The organism is Sphingobacterium sp. UBA5789, assembly GCF_002418355.1.
Lineage (GTDB): Bacteria > Bacteroidota > Bacteroidia > Sphingobacteriales > Sphingobacteriaceae > Sphingobacterium.
The window spans coordinates 1-20,108 of the sequence record NZ_DIDX01000008.1; the positions used below are offsets into that span (position 1 = coordinate 1).

Sequence of the window (20,108 nt, forward strand, 5' to 3'; positions counted from 1 at the left end):
AAACATTGTAAAAGCGAACGAGACTGTTACTACCTTAGTAAAGAATGCTAACGGAACGTATACATATAAAAATGAAAAACAACAAGAGGTAACTCTGGATCCTGGTATGGTTAATGTGACTTTTGCAAACGGAGTTTATACTTTTAAAGATGCGGAAGGAAATGTATTGACAACAATCAATACAAATGCAGATCATATTACCTATAATAATACGACTTCGGGTTTGACATCAAAAGATGTACAGGGTGCGATCGATGAATTACTTGCAACGATTAAAACTATTCAAGGCACAAAAGGAAATTTGACTGCAGGAGACGCATCAGTTGTAGTAGGTAACGGAACCGGAGCAACATTAGTTAATGCAAATGTTAAAGTTGCTGACGCAGGAATTACTACAGCTAAAATAGCAGGTAAAAATGTTACATCTGATAAATTAACTGCTGGGACAGGAACAGACGGACGTGTTGCAATTGCAGATAAGGATGGTAATGTAACTTATTCAAATGCTATTCCAAGCACTTCTATATCAGGTCAAAATGTTACTGCAGCAACGAACAAAGTCGTATTAGGAGGAACTCCAACCGGAGCAGCTCTGAAAGCTTTCTCTATAGATGTGGATGAATCAAAATTAAGTTTACAGAATATTGGGGGTAAAGTAACAAATAATCAGATCACTACAGGTACAGATGGTCAGGTATTGGTAACAGAAGGTACAACTACTAAATGGGTTGATAAAACTACCATTGCTCCTGAAACCTCAAATGCATTAGCAAATAATGGTACAAATACCCTTACTTCTACAGTAAATGGTAAGGTGGCTACAGCGCCGGTTGTAAACGGAGTAAGTAATACAATCACCGGAACCGGACTTGTGACTACAGTAAACGGAGTAGCTTCTGCTTCTGTGGATCTGAAAGATGCAATACAGGCGGGTCAGCACAAAACAATAGTTGCTGAAGGATCAGGTATCACTGTTACACCTACTCAGGGAACGAATACTACTACTTATACGGTATCTGCAAACCCTGCGACTCTTACATTATCAGGTGATGTTACTGGTGCAGCAAACGCAACTAAAGTAGAAAAAATTCAGGGAACACCTGTAAGCGCAACTAAACCTACTACAAATCAGGTGTTGACATATGATGGTACAAACTGGACTCCGAAAGTACCTTCAGTAGACGTAACAGGTGTGACAGGAGGTAAAGCATTGACTTCAACAGATCTGGATCTGTCTGCTAATGCACCGACAGCTCTATTAAAGGATGTTACAGCTAATATTAAAGCAAAAGCAGTAACGGCAAGCAAGTTAGGCGCAACAGCAGCCGATGCCGGAAAAGTAGCTACAGCAAATGCAGATGGAACGGTTACTTACCAGGCAATTTCTGCTACAAACTTAGCGAATGCTAAAAACCTGACAGCAGGAGACGGATCTATTTCAGTTGCTTCTGGAACAGGAGCAACTTTAGTCGATGCAAATGTTAAGGTTACAGATGGAGGAATTACATCTATCAAATTAGCTGATAAAAATGTGACAGCGGCCAAATTAGGTGCAGCAGCGGCTGATGCCGGAAAAGTGGCTACAGCAAACGCGGATGGAACAGTTACTTATCAGGCTATTTCTGCAACCAATCTTACAAATGCTAAGAATCTGACAGCAGGAGATGGATCAATTGTTGTGGGAGCAGGAAGCGGAGCGACACTGGTTGATGCAAATGTGAAAGTGGCAGATGCCGGAATTACAACGGTTAAATTAGCAGATAAAAATGTTACTGCAGGTAAGATTGCACCGGGAACAGCAAATCAGGTCTTAGTGACAGATGCTACAGGTGCAAATGCACAGTGGGTTGCGCAGTCTACTCTGGCGGATAATACAACTGCAGATAATGGTTTGACAAAAACAGGAAATAATGTACAGCTTGGTGGTAATCTAACAAAAGCAACTACTATCACAGCAACAGCGACAAATACGCTTGCGGTAGCAGGATTACAGAATACAGCAGCAGCGGCTTATAACGGTACAAATGGAATAAGTACAGATAGAGTAGTTGTAGCTGATGCCAGCGGTGTATTGAAACAAGTTAAAGCAACTATGCCGAAATTCTTCTATATGCCTTCTATTATTATTCCTACAGCTGCAGATCAGTTTGTAGCAGAAACAGGCGTATCAGGAGAATCTTTCGGAACGATCAATCTTTATGACCGTTACAAGAAACAGTTTGGTACACCTATGGCTCAGAACGCTGGTGTTACAACAGCGCTACCGGTTCTACCTTCAGGTGAATTAGATTACTATATTACATGGTATGATACAAATGTATTTGCGAGTGTGTCTGTAAACAATTCAGGGATTCTGACGTATACAATAAAAGCAAATGCTGACGTAACAGTAGGGTCATTCATGAATATTGTGTTTGCTGTAAAACCATAATAAAAATGACACAAGTAAATTTGAATACGCACAATATTAAATTCAGGGCTGTCTTAAAAATGACAGTCCTGGCTATTGCATTCTTTTTTATGCAAAAAAATGCAGAGGCACAATTTACAATAACAGAGAACTTCAAAGGGGCGGTAAGCCCGGATATTATCCTGGGTGATGACGCCAAACTTACCTCTGGTCAGGAAGATCCTGTAGGTGCAGGATGGTTAAGACTGACTCCGGATGATCAGAATAAAAAAGGATACGCTTTCATAAATAAGACATTTCCATCGTCACTGGGAATTATTGCAGATTTTGAGTATAAAATGTGGAGAACCAAGGATGGTCGTGGTGGATTAAATGATGGCGGGGACGGATTTTCTATCTTTCTTTTTGACGGAACGACCACAGCTTCTCAATTTGCCCTTGGTGGGTATGGAGGTTCATTAGGATACGCTAGAAATAAAGAAGCTCCGAGTAATATACCCGGATTAAAGAACGGTTACATCGGCATCGGTTTTGATGCTTTTGGTAATTTTACAAATAAAAATTCGCCGAATAAATTTACCGGAGCTAATCAGTTAGTCTCAAATTCCATTACATTAAGAGGAAGTACTAAAACAGCAGATGATGCTACATCAAATCCATTTCTGAAAAGTGTGAATATATCAGGCTCAGGTACAGGTACGAAAACCGATGTTCCCGCTAATTTTACAGGAACTCTGGGAAATGGCTGGGAAAATCATATTGATTACAATAAAAGTAGCGGAACCAGTGCAGGATCTTATCCTACATCACGACCTACGGATGCTGTTTTCTACAGAAGAGTGCAATTGGAGGTTATTCCGATTGCAGGAAATAAGTATAATATTACACTTAGATGGAAACGAGAGGGACAGACGAACTTTGAAGAGTTAATTACGTATACCACTACCGAACCTCCCCCATCAATTCTGAAATTAGGTTTTGCGGCTTCTACAGGGTGGGCAGTGAACTTTCACGAACTGCGTAATCTGTTGGTAACAACGCCGGGAAACCTCAGGGTTTTGAAAAAAGCGGATAAAGACATACTAAGAAGTATTTCAGGCACAGGAAATGAAAATAAGGTAACTTATACCATAGAAGTTGTTAACGACACAGATGCGGATCTGACAAAAATTGATTTTAAGGACAAGATAACAGACGGAGACGGAAACCTGATTACTCCTGACATGTTTACAATTAACAGTATTTCCTATTCCGGATTTTCAGCAGGAACCACACTTCCGTCAACTTCTGCAACGAATGAATTCTCCGGATCGTTAAACATGGCAAAAAAGACTACAGGAAGAATAACTGTCACCGGGACATTGAATAAAATTCCGGTCGGAAATATTCTTACAAATACGACTAATGTGATGCCTACAGATATTACTGATGAGGATCTGGAAAATAATACTTCAGTCGTTAATACACCGGTCATAGCAGAAAATGTGGATCTTACCTTATTAAGTAATGTTCCGGATGCATGTATAGACCCAGGTGCAGGAAACAATTTTGAAATCAAAGTTGTAAATAAAGGTAATCAACCCACAACAGCAGCAAACAGAATTGTGGTGACAAAAGTGATCCCTTCCAATGTTGTATTTACTCAGGCTGCATCTGATTATGCCGGATGGACGCGTACCGTATCAGGATCTACTTATACTTATACCGCTACATTAGCTCTGGGATCAGGAATAGTTGCGCCTAATCCGATTAAGTATAACCTCAAACCAAACAGTGGTGTGACTTCATATACGGACCAGACTTCTGTCAAATATCTTTCCGGAACAACTACAAGTACAACCGAATTAGAACCGGTAGCCAACAGAGGCAATAACAGTCTCTCCATAAATATGGTTGCTCCTCCTGTTGCCCCTGCTGCTCTTAGCCCTATATATTACTGTCTGGGTGAAAAAGCCGTTCCTCTTACTGCAACAGCAAACGGATCGAATATCCTCAGATGGTATACACAGACAACAGGAGTGCCTTTGGCAAATGCGCCTACACCTTCCACCAGTACTGCTGGTACATTTACATACTACGTGTCTCAGACAAATGGTAATTGTGAAGGCCCGATGACGCCTATTCAGGTAATTGTACAGCCGGTTCCTACTGCAGGTAGTATAGGCACGGATCAGGTGATATGCGAAAATACGGTGCCGCAATTAATTACTTCTGTTCAGAATGGTACAATATCGGGAAATACAGCACTAACATATCGTTGGGAACAATCTTTAGATGGTGGATCGACCTGGAATAATGTTGCCGGAACTTCCTCAACATTGCAACCTGGTAAATTAAATAAAACCACACAGTTCCGTAGAATCACAGTATCTTTGTCCTCAGGAAATACCTGTGAATCCGGATTTACAAATGTCGTAACTATCAGAGTGAAAAACTGTAAGGTAATAACTAACCCCATGTTGATCAATAGGGGCCGTAGACAATAGTGTATGAGAAAGATTTTGTTTTTTGTATTTATTTGTAACCTGCTTACGCAACAAGCTGTCGTCGGACAACGTACCCTTCCTTCCGGAAGGTTTGCAACAGCTGCTTTTGATACAAACCCATATAGAAAACACCATCAGACACTTACTAACGTGTCAGCAATAACAAATCCGATGTTGCCCGGTAAAGGCAGGAAATAAAAAGGAATGAATCATTCTAACAAGAACTGATATGATCAATAAGATAAAAATATTTTTGTTAATTCTGATGTTACCATTCGCGCTCAAAGGGTTTGCACAGGATGGTAAGAAAAGTTTGTTTTCAGACAACGGACGTATGGTGGTGGCTGAAGGAACATCAGATGTTTTGTATTCAGAAAGTCTATATATTGGTCCTAATGCAGACTGGCAGATCAACGGAGATCTGTATGTATATAGTAAACAAATCTGGATAGCACCTACTGCCAAGATTCGTGGTACAGGTAAACTGATTCTCAAAGATCCGGGGACTAATCCGTACTATGCCGGTTGGGGAAATCAGGCAACAGTTATTGATGGTAATAACGGAGAATTTATCGCTGTGAATATCATCATTGATAATCCTTCAAATATTAAGCTGGCCGATATAGCCGATCCGGGATATAACCTGAAAGAGACAACAGATAATATTGCAGCCCTGAAAGTTGCTTCCAATATAGATTTCAATGTTAAGGGCGGAGATATTCTGCTGAATGGATATGAGCTTGTACTGGGATCTGAAGCACAATTGCTGAACGCAGGCAGTGTCAACAGTCCTAATCAGAATATAAATGGATATGTGGTTACAGGCAATATTACGAAGAGTCTTTTGATTAAAAGTTTAAAAGCAGGAGAGAAATTCCTGTTTCCGGTAGGCATTGATGAGAGCAGTTATACACCTGCAATTTTGACTCCTCAGGGAGAGACCAGACTTTATGTCGGAGTGGTAGATTATGAGGCTGCAGGCGCAAATATAGAACTTAAAGATAAGGAGATCGGTATGGACAGAGTATGGCATGTGTTCGCTGATAAAAACCTGCTTTCAGATTATACACTTATCCATCAGTCAATTACTAACGGTAAAATGTATGTCGATAAAACAGCTGAAATTATGCAGTATACCGGCAACGGAAACTGGGTAGGAGATGTGACTAAGCTGGAATCTTCTGGTGTACACACACGACAAGCTCTTCAAACTTATGCTGCCCGAACCATTTCAGGTACCTGGATGACCAAATTAAGTTTCAAAGGACCTGTTGCCAATGACGATACCTTTGATCTGCCTTACGCAGATGACTATACAAAAAATGAAAATGTATTCCATATTCTGCAGAATGATGAGGCCGGAACCAGCCCGATAGTCGTATCATCTGTAACGATAGTAACACCTCCGTCGCACGGTAAGATTACCGTAAATATAGATGGAACCGTCACATATACTCCGGATCCGGGCTTTGTTGGAGTGGATGAATTCGAGTATAGTATCACGGATGAAAACGGTCTTTCTGATACAGGCAAAGTTACCATTAATGTAAATGCCCGTGACCTGCATATTCCGAATGTATTTACCCCTAACGGAGACGGAATCAATGATTACTTTGAAATTATCGGTTATGAATATTATGACCGTATAGGAGTGACTATTGTGAACCGTTGGGGAAATGAAGTATACCGCAATAACAGCTATGATAACAGATGGGAGGGTAGCGGCCTTAATTCTGGCACCTATTTCTATATTATCGAAGCGGTGAAAGATGGTAAAAGCCGTATATTTAAAGGGGACGTGCTGATCAAACGGAATTAGATAAAGAAATAAGAAATCGACATCAAAATTAGTTGAGATGAAATACGGAAAATATATACTGATGGTTGTGGGAATACTAGGCCTGCGTATGGTTGAAGCGCAGCAGAGTATCCAGTTTACACAATATATCTTCAATTCGATGAGTGTCAATCCGGCCTATGCCGGATACAAGGAAGAGTGGTTTGCACAGGTTGGTCTGCGTAGCCAGTGGACGGGCTGGGAAGGAGCTCCGAAAACGGGTACAGTATCTATCGATGGAGTAGTGGATCCTGTATCCAAACGTCATGGTGTAGGTCTGAATATCACTGCCGATAAACTGGGTGCTCAAGCCGCAACATCCATATATGGCAATTATGCTTTCCGTCTTCAGCTGGATGAAGAAGATACCCAGCGACTAAGTCTTGGTATTGCGGGGGGAGTTACACAGTATAGTCTTGATGGAAATAAGCTGGACCCAAATCAACCCGGAGATCCAACCATTCCGACAGGCAAAATATCAGACTGGGCTCCGGATATTCGTTTAGGTGTATATTATTATAATCCACGTTGGTATGCAGGGGTTTCCGTTCAGGATTTGTTCAATGGGACAAATTCGGGATCAGATTACCGATTTAACCAAAATACTTCGGAAAGTTTGTATCGTACAATCAGTGGATATCTGATTGCAGGAGCTCTTTTCGAATTGAGTCAGGGCGTACACCTGAGACCAAGTATGCTGATCAAAGAAGATTTTAAAGGACCTACTTCGTTGGATGTAAATGCCATGTTCGTATTCAACAGTAAATTCTGGATCGGAGCGGGATACCGTACACGTGCCCGGATCTTCAACCGTACCTATCAGGATCGAACAGTAGACAAATTAAGTGCGACGAATGCGATCACAGGTATTGCACAGTTCTACGCGACAGAACGTCTTCGTATCGGATACTCTTACGATGCTATGATTAACAGAATGAGCGGATTGCAAAACGGATCCCATGAGATTACGCTGGGACTTACATTTGGCCGCAGAGGAGCAAGTCAGTATCTGAGTCCACGTTTTTTTTAGTACTGTTAGAGATACCGGATACGGATTTATATAGTACAACATACACGATCACATACAAATACAATGAAGGTAAAGAATATATATAGGGCGCTCATTATTACCATACTCCTGATAGGCGTATTAACTTCTGTCAAAGGTCAGGAGCAGATTAGCCTCCGTTCTACAGCAGAGAAACTGTATTATCAGTACGAATATTATAATGCTTCGCGGATTTATGCAAAATTGGTAGACACCAAAAAGCCTCGTGTACAGGATATGGAACGCCTTGCAGAATGCTATTACCGGATTAATGATTATACGTTAGCCCAAAACTGGTATGCCCGAGTAATTGACGGGGGTAAGTTTTCGGATCAGTCTCAACTGAACTATGCTGAAACGCTTAAAAAGAACGGTAATTATGCTGCAGCAAAAGAACAGTTTACCCAATATGGTACACGTACCGGAAAAACTTCTGAAGTAGCTCTGGCGATTCAAGGAGCAGACTCTGCAGTACTATGGATGGCCAATCCGACCCTTCATAAGCTGAAGAATGAAGAAACAATCAATACACGTTACTCTGAATTTGGTACAACACCGCTTTATAACAGTGTCTTGTATGTCGGCGAGCCAAGTGGATGGGATGGAAAAACGTCAGGTATGACAGGACGCCCTTATCTGCGTATTTATTCTTCAAGCAAAGAAGCTGATGGTATTACCTTAAAATATCCAAGTATCTTGCCTGATGTATTTAATAATGCACCTTATCACGTAGGACCTGTAGCCGCTAATAAAGAAGAAAATGTACTCTTTGTTACCCGCACTCATCCGGGAGAAGATGCTGAGAAACAGCGTTCAGGTAATTACAGATTTAAAAAACACAATCTGGAACTGTTAATCTACACCCGCTCAGGAGATAGCTGGACCGAAACCCCATTTCCTTATAATAATGTAAAGAACTATTCTGTAGGACATGCAGCCTTGAGTGATGATGAACAAACACTTTATTTTGCTTCAGATATGCCCGGAGGTAAAGGTGGTGTAGATATCTGGTATTCCACTCGTCTGGCAGATGGTAGCTGGAGTAGCCCGGTAAATGCAGGAGAAGAGATCAACTCTGCCGGCGATGAGATGTTTCCTTCAGTATTCGGCAATAAATTGTACTATTCCAGTAACGGTTTTGCAGGTATGGGGGGGCTGGATGTATTTGTTGCGGAAGGGCAGCAGAATGCATTCCGTAACCGACACAATCTGCGCTTTCCCGTTAATTCAGCTTCCGATGATTTTTGCTATGTGATGGTAAGTGATAGTCCTGAATCATTTTACGGATATGTATCTTCAGATCGCAACGGAGGTAAAGGATTGGATGATATCTACTCTTTTTCGTACGATAAACCAAAAATTATTATCCGTCTGGAAGGGCAGACACTTAACAAAGTGACTTCAGATCAGATAGAAGATGTACAACTTACATTACTGGATGATAACGGACAGGTGGTGTTAAGAAGGTTGAGTAATGCAGGCGGTGCATTTACATTTCCGTTAGATGCCCGTACCAACTATCGTATAGTAGCGGAAAAAGTTAAGTTCCACGGTGATTCTGTGGCTATTGCTGCATTCTATCCCCAAAAAGATACCACGATCAGGTTGACTCTTCGTTTACAACCAGTAATAGAAAAAGGAACTAGCTTTGTGTTGGAAAATATCTATTACGATCTGGATAAATATAATATTCGGGAGGATGCCAAACCAATCCTTAATCAACTCGTAAGAACTATGCGGGATAATCCTACACTTAAGATCGAACTTTCCAGTCATACAGACAGCCGTGCTACCGCACGATACAATATGAAGTTGTCTCAGAATCGTGCACAGGCAGCAGTAGACTATATTGTAAGTCTCGGCATAGCGCGTGATCGGATTGTTGCTAAAGGATATGGTGAAAGTAAACTTGTCAATAAATGTGCAGATGGCGTGCAATGTTCAGACGCTGAACATCAGGCAAATCGCCGTACTGAAATAAAAGTATTAGCGTATTAATAACTACCTATTTATTAACCTTGAAGGAGTCCGCTTATCATAGCGGACTTTTTTTGTTTTTGTAACTTTTCTGATATTTATAAGTCAAAACACATATTGCTTATACAATAATTGCTTTTGTTACGATTTTTTTACATTCCTCAGTGTAAAATTTGTCTTGTTAAAATTTTGTTAAAAATTTTGTTAACAATTGTTAATTGTGTCTGATATTCTGTTTTTGTTAATACATTCCAAACTATATTCTTTTTTCAAAAAGATAAATTTTGTCTTCTTATTCTGAAAATAATGAAACGTAAGGTGTGTAATGTTAAAATACTTGCAATAACAACAGTGCGTTTATATATTTGCTCTCCCCAATAATAATAGTCTCAACTATATTCTCTACCATTTATTCGCTTTTGCGGATCTGATAGAATGGATTTCAAATGGCTTTTGTTGGCATAACATGGTTTACACTAATCTGAAGACCATTACAATAAGTTGGATGCATTTTAATACATCATATAATTAATTAAAAAACAACAGATGAAACAAAAATTACTCAGTTTTCTCGTTGGGACAATGATACTGACTTCAGTAGCATTTGGTCAGGAGAAGAAAATTAGTGGTAAAGTAACTTCCGCTACAGGACAGGCTTTACCAGGTGTTACTGTTGTTGTACAAGGGACAAACCTTGCTACACAAACAGATGCAAATGGTAATTACACGTTAAATGTTCCGGCAGGAAAGACACTGGTATTTCGTTCAATTGGATTTAACGAAAAGACTATTGTTGTATCTCCTTCAGCAACTTCATTTAATGTGTCATTAGACGATCAGGACAATGCACTGGCAGAAGTTGTCGTAACAGCAAATGCAATTAAGAGAGAAAAAAGAACATTAGGGTATTCAGCTCCTACCCTGAACAATGAAGAGCTGACTTCCGGAAAAAATGCAAGTGCAATCAATTCGTTAGCAGGTAAAGTAGCTGGTGTTAACATCACTTCTACATCCAACTCGCCAGGAAGCTCTTCAAGAGTTGTTTTAAGAGGAGGATCTTCCATTGCCGGAAATAATCAGGCATTGATCGTTATTGATGGTGTACCAATTGACAACTCCAGTGTAATTGGTGGAGCTTCTTCTTTGAGCAGTGTCGATTTTGGTAACAGAGGAAATGATATCAATCCGGATGACATTGCTTCCATGACAGTGTTAAAAGGCCCGGCTGCCGCTGCTCTTTACGGATCGCGTGCATCTAACGGTGCGTTGATCATTACGACAAAAAGCGGGAAACAAGGTGCAGGTAAAACAGAGATCACTTTTAACAGTACAAATACACTGTCCTCTATTCTGAAACTTCCTGATTTTCAAAATCAATATGGACAAGGATATTCTTACTATGATGATGCAGGTAATGTATTATTCGAAAACGATCCGAAAGAAAACTGGTCATGGGGCGCTCCTTTTACCGGAGAAACACAAGAGTGGGGACAAGCTATTAACGGAGTCCGTCAGACAAAACCATATTCAGCGGTCAAAAATAATGTAAGAGATTTCTTTGATCTGGGAGTTGCTTCTGATAATAACCTGAGTTTGTCCGGAGGCGGAGAAAAGACAACATTCTACTTAGGTCTTAACTCGCTGAATTCAAACGGTGTGTATCCGGGTAAAAAAGATACATACAACAGATACGGAGTTCGTTTCAATGGAACAGCAGAATTTTCTAATAAATTCTATGCCGGAATCTCCGCGAATTACAATAAAATAAACAGTAATAATATTGCCGGAGGGCAAGGAGGCGGATCTGTTTACAATAATTTGTTGCAGACCCCAAGAGATATTCCAGTCTCGGATATGGGCGATCTGACAAACCCGTACAACGGTTATGGTCAGATAAGAGATGCTTCCGGTAACCTGAGAGAAGATCTATACGGTTATTATGGTGCATATTCTATGAATCCGTATTGGGTATTGGACAATTATAATAACTTCAATGATGTAAACCGCATCATGGGTAATGTAAATGTGGGATATAAGCCTTTTGAATGGTTGGATATTAAAGAACGTATTGGTGTAGACCACTATTCAGACAGACGCCGGTCAGAATCTCCTAAGTTTACTTTTGCTCCGGCAGACAATACAACTGATAACTATTCTCAATCCGCAAATAAACAAACTGAAGTAGGCCAATACCGCATTGACCAGTTTAATGTAACAGAAATTATTCATGATTTCATGGTTACCGCTAATCATAAGTTTAACGATGATTTTGAAGCTTCTTTAATGTTAGGAAACAATATCCGTCAGCGTCAGACTACTAATAATAGCACCGCTACAAATGCGAGTGCGGGACTAGTGATGCCGGGATGGTATAATCTGGCAAACAGTAACGGACCACTGGATCTGATTGAAGATTCATGGAGTAAAAGAAGATTGGTTGGGGTATATGCAGACTTAAATTTATCTTATAAAAATTATTTGTTCTTACAGGCAACAGCACGTAATGACTGGTCTTCAACTTTACCAAAAGCCAACAATTCATTTTTCTACCCAAGTGTAAGCGGTTCATTTGTATTCTCTGAACTGATGTCACCTGAAGCAAGACAAATCCTGAGTTATGGTAAGTTAAGAGCTAATATTGCGAAAGTAGGTAATGATACAGATCCTTATCAGTTAATTACCACATTCTCCAGAGGAGAGATTAATGGCGGTTTTGGTACGACTACATTCCCTTTTGGTAATGTATCTGCTTTAATGTCGAGTTCAACTATCGGTAATGCTCTGTTGAAACCAGAGATCACGACTTCATATGAGGTGGGTACAGAGTTAGGATTTTTTGCGAACAGATTATCTTTAGATTTCTCTTACTACAAAAACAGTTCGAAAAATCAGATCTTAAGTATTCCGATCCCGAATTCTACAGGATATGGATTCAGCGTTATTAATGCAGGGAAAGTTGAAAACTCAGGTATCGAATTATCTCTGAGAGGTACGCCGGTTAAAACAGCAGATTTCTCATGGGAACTGATGGGTACATTCACTAAAAATAACAGTAAGGTAATAGAACTGATGGAAGGTGTAGATCAGGTTTCTTTAGGTGGATTTAGCGGAATGTCTATTGTAGCAGCAAAAGGTAAACCATATGGTGAGTTTTATGCGGTAACAAACGCAACAGATGCACAAGGAAGAACAATTGTTGACGCAGAAACAGGTTTGCCGGTAATCACAGACGAACCTCAATACTTAGGGAGTTACAATCCGAAGTTTCAGGCTTCATTAGGAACCAACGTAAACTACAAAAACTGGTCACTGAACGCTTTATTTGATATGAAACATGGAGGTGTATTTTTCTCAAGAACAAGAGATATCATGGCTTTCACAGGTACTTCTGAAGAGACAGGAGGAGATAGATTTGGTCAGATTTTCCCTAATTCAGTTTATCTGGATGATGCGGGTAACAGTATAGTTAATACTACTGCAACATACGATAAAGTGGATTACTTCCCAACCAGAGAAGCCGGATTAAATGTGGTAGATGCCTCTTATGTCAAATTACGTAGTCTGGCAATCTCTTACAAATTCTCTAAAAACCAACTGAAAAATACACCGTTCGGTAGTGCATCAGTAGGTCTGTTTGGAAATAATCTGTTTATCTGGACTCCGAGTGAAAATAAATATGCGGATCCTGAAGTAAACTCTGCAGGAGCGGGCAATGCACAAGGATTTGACTATACTGCTCAGCCTTCTCTGAGAAATTATGGAATAAATGTTAAGGTTTCATTCTAGTAAAAAGAAAACAATGAGAAAAAATATTAAATCACTGCTTTTTGCTGCAGTAATGGGATCTGCAGCATTAGTAAGCTGTAATAAATATCTGGATATTAATGATAATCCAAATAATCCGGAAAAATCTGACCCTAGCCTTTTATTGCCTTCTGTAGAAGCTGCAATAAGTCAGGTTGTCGGAAATCAATTTCAGACCTATGGAAACATGTGGGCACAGTACTGGACTCAAAACCCGTCATCTTCTCAATATCAGACCATAGATCAATACAATATGAGAGGTACGAATTCAGATCGTGCCTGGCTTAATCTGTATCGTGGGGCATTAAATAATGCAGAGATTATTATTAATACACAAGGACCTACACATGCACAATACAGGGCAACGGCCTACATTCTGAAAGCATATGCTTTTCAGCTGGCGACGGATGCATTCGGTGATGTACCTTTATCCGAAGCGTTAAAAGCTGGAGATAATCTGAATCCTGCTTATGAAAAGCAAGAGGTGGTATATGATAGTATCTTTACTTATATCGATAAAGGGATAAGTGAATTAAAGTCTTTGAATACATCGATCGCGAATAATCCGGGTGATCAGGATATGCTGTTCAAAGGAGATGCAAATGAATGGATTACTTTTGCAAATACATTGAAACTTCGGGCATATCTGAGAATCTCCAATGTCAATCCTGCGAAAGCAGAAGCGGGTATCAAAGCATTGTATGCTGCTAATCCTTCCTTTATTTCTAAAGATGTATCCATTGCATATACTACTACAGGAGGTAATGAAAATCCTATGTACAACGAAATGGTTGCTTTAGGACGTGTGCAGAATGTTGTTGCCAGCGGTACAGTGATCAATGCTTTCAAAGCAAATAATGATCCAAGACAGTTCGTATTGTTTGAAAAGATTTCTGGTCAGGATACAATTGCGTGGATCGCTCAGGGAGGATACAGAGGGATGAATAGAAAACTGGTTTCGCCACCTTCAGCAATAGTGGGGGCGAATGCCAACATTCCAAATTCTGCTTTAGCTCCTGTTAAACTTATTTCTAAGGCCGAGAGTTACTTTCTGCAGGCAGAGGCTGCTCTGAAGGGTTGGGGATCAGGTTCTGTACAGTCACTGTACGAATCTGGTGTACGTGCTGCTTTTGAAGCAGTAGGACTTTCTGCTGAAGCTAACGCATACCTCACTTCAGCTCCTGATGCAGAGCTTGGAACAGGAGAAGAAGCGCAATTGAAAGCTATTATTACACAGAAATATTATGCCATGTGTGGCTTTCAGGGATTTGAAGCCTGGAATGAATGGAGAAGAACAGGATACCCAACCTTCTTCACCGTGTCAAAAGAATCTATTATCGGAGCTGGTTTGTTTCCGGTAAGAATGGTGTATCCGAATAGTGAGGCAACTACCAATGCCAAATATCCGGGTACAATCAGCGTTTCCAATCCGGTGTGGTGGGACGTTAAATAATAAGATCTCAGGATACCTATAATAAAAACGCAAGCAAAGCGGCCGTAAATTTTACGGCCGCTTTTTTTGTTACATAATTATCGTTAGTTCGACATGTTTATTAATAAATTATTATGTCTGCATTGTATTTTTAATAACTTATAATCAATTAGTTATGCTCTTTTTAGGTATTGTTCTAAATTAGTTTTTTATGCAATCGTTTGTTTTTATGATTTTAAAAATTATTTTTGTTTTAACATTTTTTAACAAAGTGTTTTTAAAGTACGTTACTAACCCGTTTTCTAGCTATGATGTGTCTATATCCTAGAAGACAAATATTTTCTGCTTAACTAACATCTCTTCGGAGATATTTATTAATAAACACAAACATATGAAACAAAAATTACTCAAAGTTTTTCTTGTGTGTACACTTCTGGTAGGAGTTGTTTATGCACAGAATCGTCAGGTGAGTGGTAAAGTTACTTCTGCTTTAGACGGCTCTCCTGTACAAGGTGTGTCTGTTGCAGCGCAAGGAACCTCAACTGCGACCCAGACAGATGGATCAGGAAATTATTCCATTAATGTAGCCGGAAATGCTACATTAGTATTCACCTATGTTGGATACCAACGTCAAACAGTTGCAGTAGGCAACCGCTCCACTATCAATGTACAATTAACAAGTGATGAAACTTCTCTGGAAGAAGTTGTTGTGACTGGTTATGGTGTAAGACAGATTAAGGATTTAACGGGATCTCAGGGAAGTGTTAAAGGTGAAAAACTTGCGGCAGAACCAATATTGAGTTTTGAACAGGCTATGTCTGGGAAATTGGCGGGTGTACAGATCGGTTCTACAGGTGGTACACTTGGAGATGGGGTTTCTGTACGTATTCGTGGTGTAAACTCTATATCAGCTAGTTCTTTACCTCTTTATGTGATTGATGGAGTTCCGATGAATACTGTTGAAAATGTGAATACATTTAATAGTGGTGACGGAACTCGTTTTAACCCGTTAGCTATGATAAATAGTAACGACATCGAATCCATTGAAGTATTGAAAGATGCTGGTGCTGCAGTATTATATGGATCTCGTGCTGCTAATGGTGTAATAATCATTACAACCAAGAGAGGTAAAAAAGGTGTCTCGAATGTTAGTTTCGAATCAAAATTCACTTCAAGTAAAGCGTCTAAACTGGTCGAGCTATTAAATGGTGATCAGTTTATTGAGATCAGTAACGAAAAGGCTAGAAATGCTGCCCCTCGCTTTGGAGGTGTAGTGACTGAGATTGCAAAAGAAAGTGATATCGATGGAGACGGTGTAAATGATAGAACTAATTGGTTAGATGAAGTTTACAGGACAGGCTATGGTTATGATAATTCATTGTCTATCTCTTCAGGGAGCGAAAAAGGAAATTTCTTTGCTTCAGCACGATATTTGGATCAAAAAGGAATTATCTTGCAGAATCAGTTGAAGATGGGTCAAGTACGTATGAACGGAGATATAAATCCTACGAAATGGATGAAAACAGGTATCTCAGTTTCATATTCTAAAACTGCAAATGATGGAATTTTAACAGATAGATATATTGCAGGTGCAACTGTTGCTGCTTTAAATGCATTTCCAACTGTAGCTGTCTATAATAAGAATCAGATTGACGGTTATAACTTAGGTAGCAATGGATATCTTGGAGCTGGAAATAATATAACCAGCTTGCAGTCTACCAATCTTTCCGGAAATATTGCCAATCCACTTGCAACTCTTAATCTTCAAAAAAATCAAAATACTCCTGAACAATTATTGGCTAATGGATATATTGAAATTCAGCCATTACCAGGTTTAAGAGCAACGAGTAAGTTTGGAATCGATTATTTAAACAATTATGAACATCAATATAGTCACCCAAAAATTGGTGGATTAGGAACTGCTTATGGAGGTCTTATTCAAGATAACTTCAGAAACAGAAATCAATGGGTATGGCAGAACTATATAAACTATGATAAGACTTTTGCTGGTGTTCACCGGTTCTCAGCTACAGTTGGTACAGAATATCAGTATACAAAAGAAAAGCAAGTTTATGCAGGAGCTAGTAACATAAGTGATCCATTTTTTACTGACATTATTGATGGTACGTTTACAAGTACTGCTCCTGGATCAGAAGATGTATTGGGCTTAACTGGCGGTACAGTTTTTTCAAATGGCCTTCAGTCTTACTTCTCAAGATTAGGGTATGTATATGACAATAAATATTTAGTAGATCTTGCTTTTAGAGCAGATGCGTTCTCCGCATTTGGAGTGAATTCAAAATGGGGATATTTCCCATCGGCTTCTTTGGGATGGGTGGCATCTGAAGAGGAATTCCTGAAAGATACAGATTGGCTTTCATATCTGAAATTGCGTATGAGTTATGGTAAAGTAGGAAACTCAAGAGGTATAGCTTCTTATGCTTCCAGAACTCTTTATACAGGAGGTTCTTACGCAACTCAGAATGGTTTTTCTGCATATCAGTTAGGTAATCCTGATTTGCAATGGGAAACTTCAAACAAATATAACGTTGGAGTAGATTTCAATATTTTGAATAATAGATTCAACTTTGTTATCGATTACTTCTATAATAATATCTCTGGGTTAGTATTGCAAGCGAAACCACTTTATACAGTAGGGGTTCCTTCTGCTACTCCAAGTGAAGCTGGTGCTATCTTTACAAACATTGGTTCAATGTCCAATAAAGGATTAGAATTTACCGTAAATGTAGAGACAATGAAAAGAGGAGATTTCACCTGGAATACTTCTTTGAATTTTACAACAATCAAAAACGAAGTTAAAGAGTTAGTTACAGGAAATGTTGATATTATTGAAGGAAACTCAGTAGCAAGTGTTGGCCGTTCATTAGGAACATACAAATTGACTCGTTGGGCTGGTGTAGATCCTAATACTGGTAACCCAATGTTCTTAAGTGCTGATGGAACAAAGAAAATTTATGTTCCTGAAACAAGAACATGGAGACTGGAAGATGGAACTGCTACATCTGCAATTTCAGGAAATGATGCGGTTTATACAGATAAGAGTGGTTTACCAAAATACTACGGTGGTTTAGATAATAACTTTACATATAAGAAGTTTGATTTGGGTATATCAATTGTATACACGGGTGGTTTCTATATCTATAACACAACAAGATCAGGGTTATTAACGAACTCATTCCTTAACAACAGTACGGAGATCTTGGATCGTTGGACTACAGTAGGTCAACAAACTGATGTACCTAGAGTATTCTTAAGTGACCCTGCTGCAAATCAAGCATCAACCAGATTCTTGGAAAAAGGTGATTTCTTAAGATTTAGAACAATTAGTTTAGGATATAACTTTGGTGGTGAAACACTTTCAAGAATCGGAATAAATAACTTACGGGTATTTGCTCAAGTCTATAATCCTTTCATAATTACAGGTTATTCTGGTCAGGATCCGGAGGTTAATACAAATAGAAATAATTCAAATATTGCTATAGGGGTGGACAACAGAGCAGTGCCTCAGCCTAGAACTTATACATTTGGATTGAATGTTTCACTATAAAATATTTTGATAGAAATGAAAAAAGTTAATTATATACTATTCGGTGCATTGATCTTAGGATCTTTGTTCTCATCGTGTGAAAAGCAGGTTTTTGAAGATCCGTATGCATACTTACCTCCAGAAAGTGCTTTTTCGACTCCGGAAAGAATTGAGAAAACAGCTACTGGGATGTATGATGCGCTACAAAACAGAGAGTTTCTGGGAGGACGTGTTTTAATTTATGCTGATATTAGAGGTATTGATGGAGGAGTTCCTACCTTCTTTACAAATGTTCCAAATTTTGGAAACCTTAATTCCAATGACTTGACTGTAGAGAGGGCTTTTGTTGGGGCATATAGAACTATTTATGAAGCAAACCTTTTTCTAAAGAATATAGAAAAGTACGCAGGTGTTGCTACACCTCAGAACGAAGCTAAATATAAAGCAGAAGCTAAATTTATTCGTGCATTAACGTATTTTTATGTGGTGAATCTATGGGCACAGCCTTATAAATTTACGGCTGATGCATCTCATTTGGGAGTTCCTTTGGTTCTTACTGCAAGTGATCTTCCATTTGATCCAGCGAATAGAGTAGCTAGAAGTACAGTAAAACAGGTATATGATCAAATTATACTTGATTTAACTGAGGCTTTACCTGGTCTTCCGGATGTAAATCCAACTACCAGAGACTTTAGTAGCGTTGCTCGTGCAAATAAAAATGCTGTTAATGCTTTGCTTTCTAGAATTTATCTGTATCAGCAAGATTATCCAAAAGCTTTAGAATTCGCAAATAAAGTAATTACAACAAACAGCTATGCTTTAAATGCTTCTCCTAAAACAACATTTACAGAATTTACGACTAAGGAGAGTATCTTTTCTGTAGCACATAATGGTAGTGACAATCCAAATACAAATAATGCTTTGGCACAGCACTATGCCCCTAATTTGAGAGCAGACATTCAAGCTTCTTCTGAGTTGGTGAATTTGATGAAGCCAGAGGATTTGAGAAGAAAAGATCTGATTACTGTTGCTCAGAGTTCATTTTGGAATGCCAAGTATACCAATATTGGAGATTGGGCACCAATTTTTCGTTACAGTGAAATTCTGTTGACAAAAGCTGAGGCTTTAGCAAATATTGCGACAGGAACAACTGTAGATGCTGATGCTCTTGCTTTGGTAAATGAAATCAGACATCGTTCAGACCCTACAACAACAATTGCAGCTGCTAACAAGGCGGCATTAATCAGTGCTATATTGACGGAAAGAAGAATTGAGCTGGCATTTGAAGGTCACGGGATTTTTGAGTTCTTACGCACAGGAAGAGATATTCCTGCTCACGGAACAATTCCTTTGCAGGCTTGGGGATCAGCTCGTGTAGTTTTCCCATTCCCTTTTGCAGAAACTCAGCAAAATCCAAATTTAGTTCAAAATCAGGATTACTAGTAAGTAATCTGAATTTCAATAGAAATGCCTCCAAGACTTTTGGAGGCATTTTTTATTATATTTAAAATTGGAAGAGTATATCGGTATATAGGATTTGATTTGTTGCTTAAGTCCAGTATGCATA

The 20,108-nt window shown here is 39.2% G+C and carries 10 protein-coding genes; all 10 read left to right on the plus strand.

The genetic code is table 11. The features are described from left to right. Positions 1-2,431 (plus strand): beta strand repeat-containing protein (locus tag B4B65_RS21040; RefSeq protein ID WP_293918612.1); only part of this gene is annotated, 2,431 nt, incomplete at its 5' end. Positions 2,432-2,436: 5 nt separating this feature from the next. Next, positions 2,437-4,896, plus strand: a complete 2,460-nt coding sequence (locus B4B65_RS21045; RefSeq protein WP_293918614.1) for a hypothetical protein — start codon at positions 2,437-2,439, stop codon at positions 4,894-4,896. A 3-nt stretch (positions 4,897-4,899) separates the two neighbouring features. Next, a complete protein-coding gene (locus B4B65_RS21050; protein ID WP_293918616.1) occupies positions 4,900-5,094 on the plus strand; it encodes a hypothetical protein in 195 nt (64 codons plus the stop codon). Positions 5,095-5,125: 31 nt separating this feature from the next. Further along, a complete protein-coding gene (locus B4B65_RS21055) occupies positions 5,126-6,715 on the plus strand; it encodes a gliding motility-associated C-terminal domain-containing protein (RefSeq protein WP_293918618.1) in 1,590 nt (529 codons plus the stop codon). Positions 6,716-6,752: 37 nt separating this feature from the next. Further along, complete coding sequence (locus B4B65_RS21060) at positions 6,753-7,763, plus strand: PorP/SprF family type IX secretion system membrane protein (protein WP_293918620.1); 1,011 nt, start codon at positions 6,753-6,755, stop codon at positions 7,761-7,763. A 63-nt stretch (positions 7,764-7,826) separates the two neighbouring features. Continuing rightward, positions 7,827-9,779: an OmpA family protein gene (locus B4B65_RS21065; protein WP_293918622.1), complete on the plus strand. Its 1,953-nt coding sequence runs from the start codon at positions 7,827-7,829 to the stop codon at positions 9,777-9,779. 525 nt (positions 9,780-10,304) lie between these two features. Further along, entirely contained in the window at positions 10,305-13,544 is a 3,240-nt protein-coding gene (locus B4B65_RS21070; RefSeq protein WP_201680828.1) for a SusC/RagA family TonB-linked outer membrane protein, read from the plus strand. A gap of 13 nt (positions 13,545-13,557) precedes the next feature. Next, positions 13,558-15,015 (plus strand): SusD/RagB family nutrient-binding outer membrane lipoprotein, encoded by a 1,458-nt coding sequence (locus tag B4B65_RS21075; RefSeq protein WP_293918625.1) that lies wholly within the window; start codon positions 13,558-13,560, stop codon positions 15,013-15,015. Between the two features lie 370 nt (positions 15,016-15,385). Further along, positions 15,386-18,562 (plus strand): SusC/RagA family TonB-linked outer membrane protein, encoded by a 3,177-nt coding sequence (locus tag B4B65_RS21080; RefSeq protein ID WP_293918627.1) that lies wholly within the window; start codon positions 15,386-15,388, stop codon positions 18,560-18,562. A gap of 15 nt (positions 18,563-18,577) precedes the next feature. After that, complete coding sequence (locus B4B65_RS21085) at positions 18,578-19,984, plus strand: RagB/SusD family nutrient uptake outer membrane protein (protein WP_293918629.1); 1,407 nt, start codon at positions 18,578-18,580, stop codon at positions 19,982-19,984. Positions 19,985-20,108 lie beyond the last annotated feature (124 nt).

Coding starts and splice junctions, on each gene's coding strand:
- B4B65_RS21045 (WP_293918614.1), top strand. CDS start 2,437: ATGACACAAGTAAATTTGAATACGCACAATATTAAATTCAGGGCTGTC.
- B4B65_RS21050 (WP_293918616.1), top strand. CDS start 4,900: ATGAGAAAGATTTTGTTTTTTGTATTTATTTGTAACCTGCTTACGCAA.
- B4B65_RS21055 (WP_293918618.1), top strand. CDS start 5,126: ATGATCAATAAGATAAAAATATTTTTGTTAATTCTGATGTTACCATTC.
- B4B65_RS21060 (WP_293918620.1), top strand. CDS start 6,753: ATGAAATACGGAAAATATATACTGATGGTTGTGGGAATACTAGGCCTG.
- B4B65_RS21065 (WP_293918622.1), top strand. CDS start 7,827: ATGAAGGTAAAGAATATATATAGGGCGCTCATTATTACCATACTCCTG.
- B4B65_RS21070 (WP_201680828.1), top strand. CDS start 10,305: ATGAAACAAAAATTACTCAGTTTTCTCGTTGGGACAATGATACTGACT.
- B4B65_RS21075 (WP_293918625.1), top strand. CDS start 13,558: ATGAGAAAAAATATTAAATCACTGCTTTTTGCTGCAGTAATGGGATCT.
- B4B65_RS21080 (WP_293918627.1), top strand. CDS start 15,386: ATGAAACAAAAATTACTCAAAGTTTTTCTTGTGTGTACACTTCTGGTA.
- B4B65_RS21085 (WP_293918629.1), top strand. CDS start 18,578: ATGAAAAAAGTTAATTATATACTATTCGGTGCATTGATCTTAGGATCT.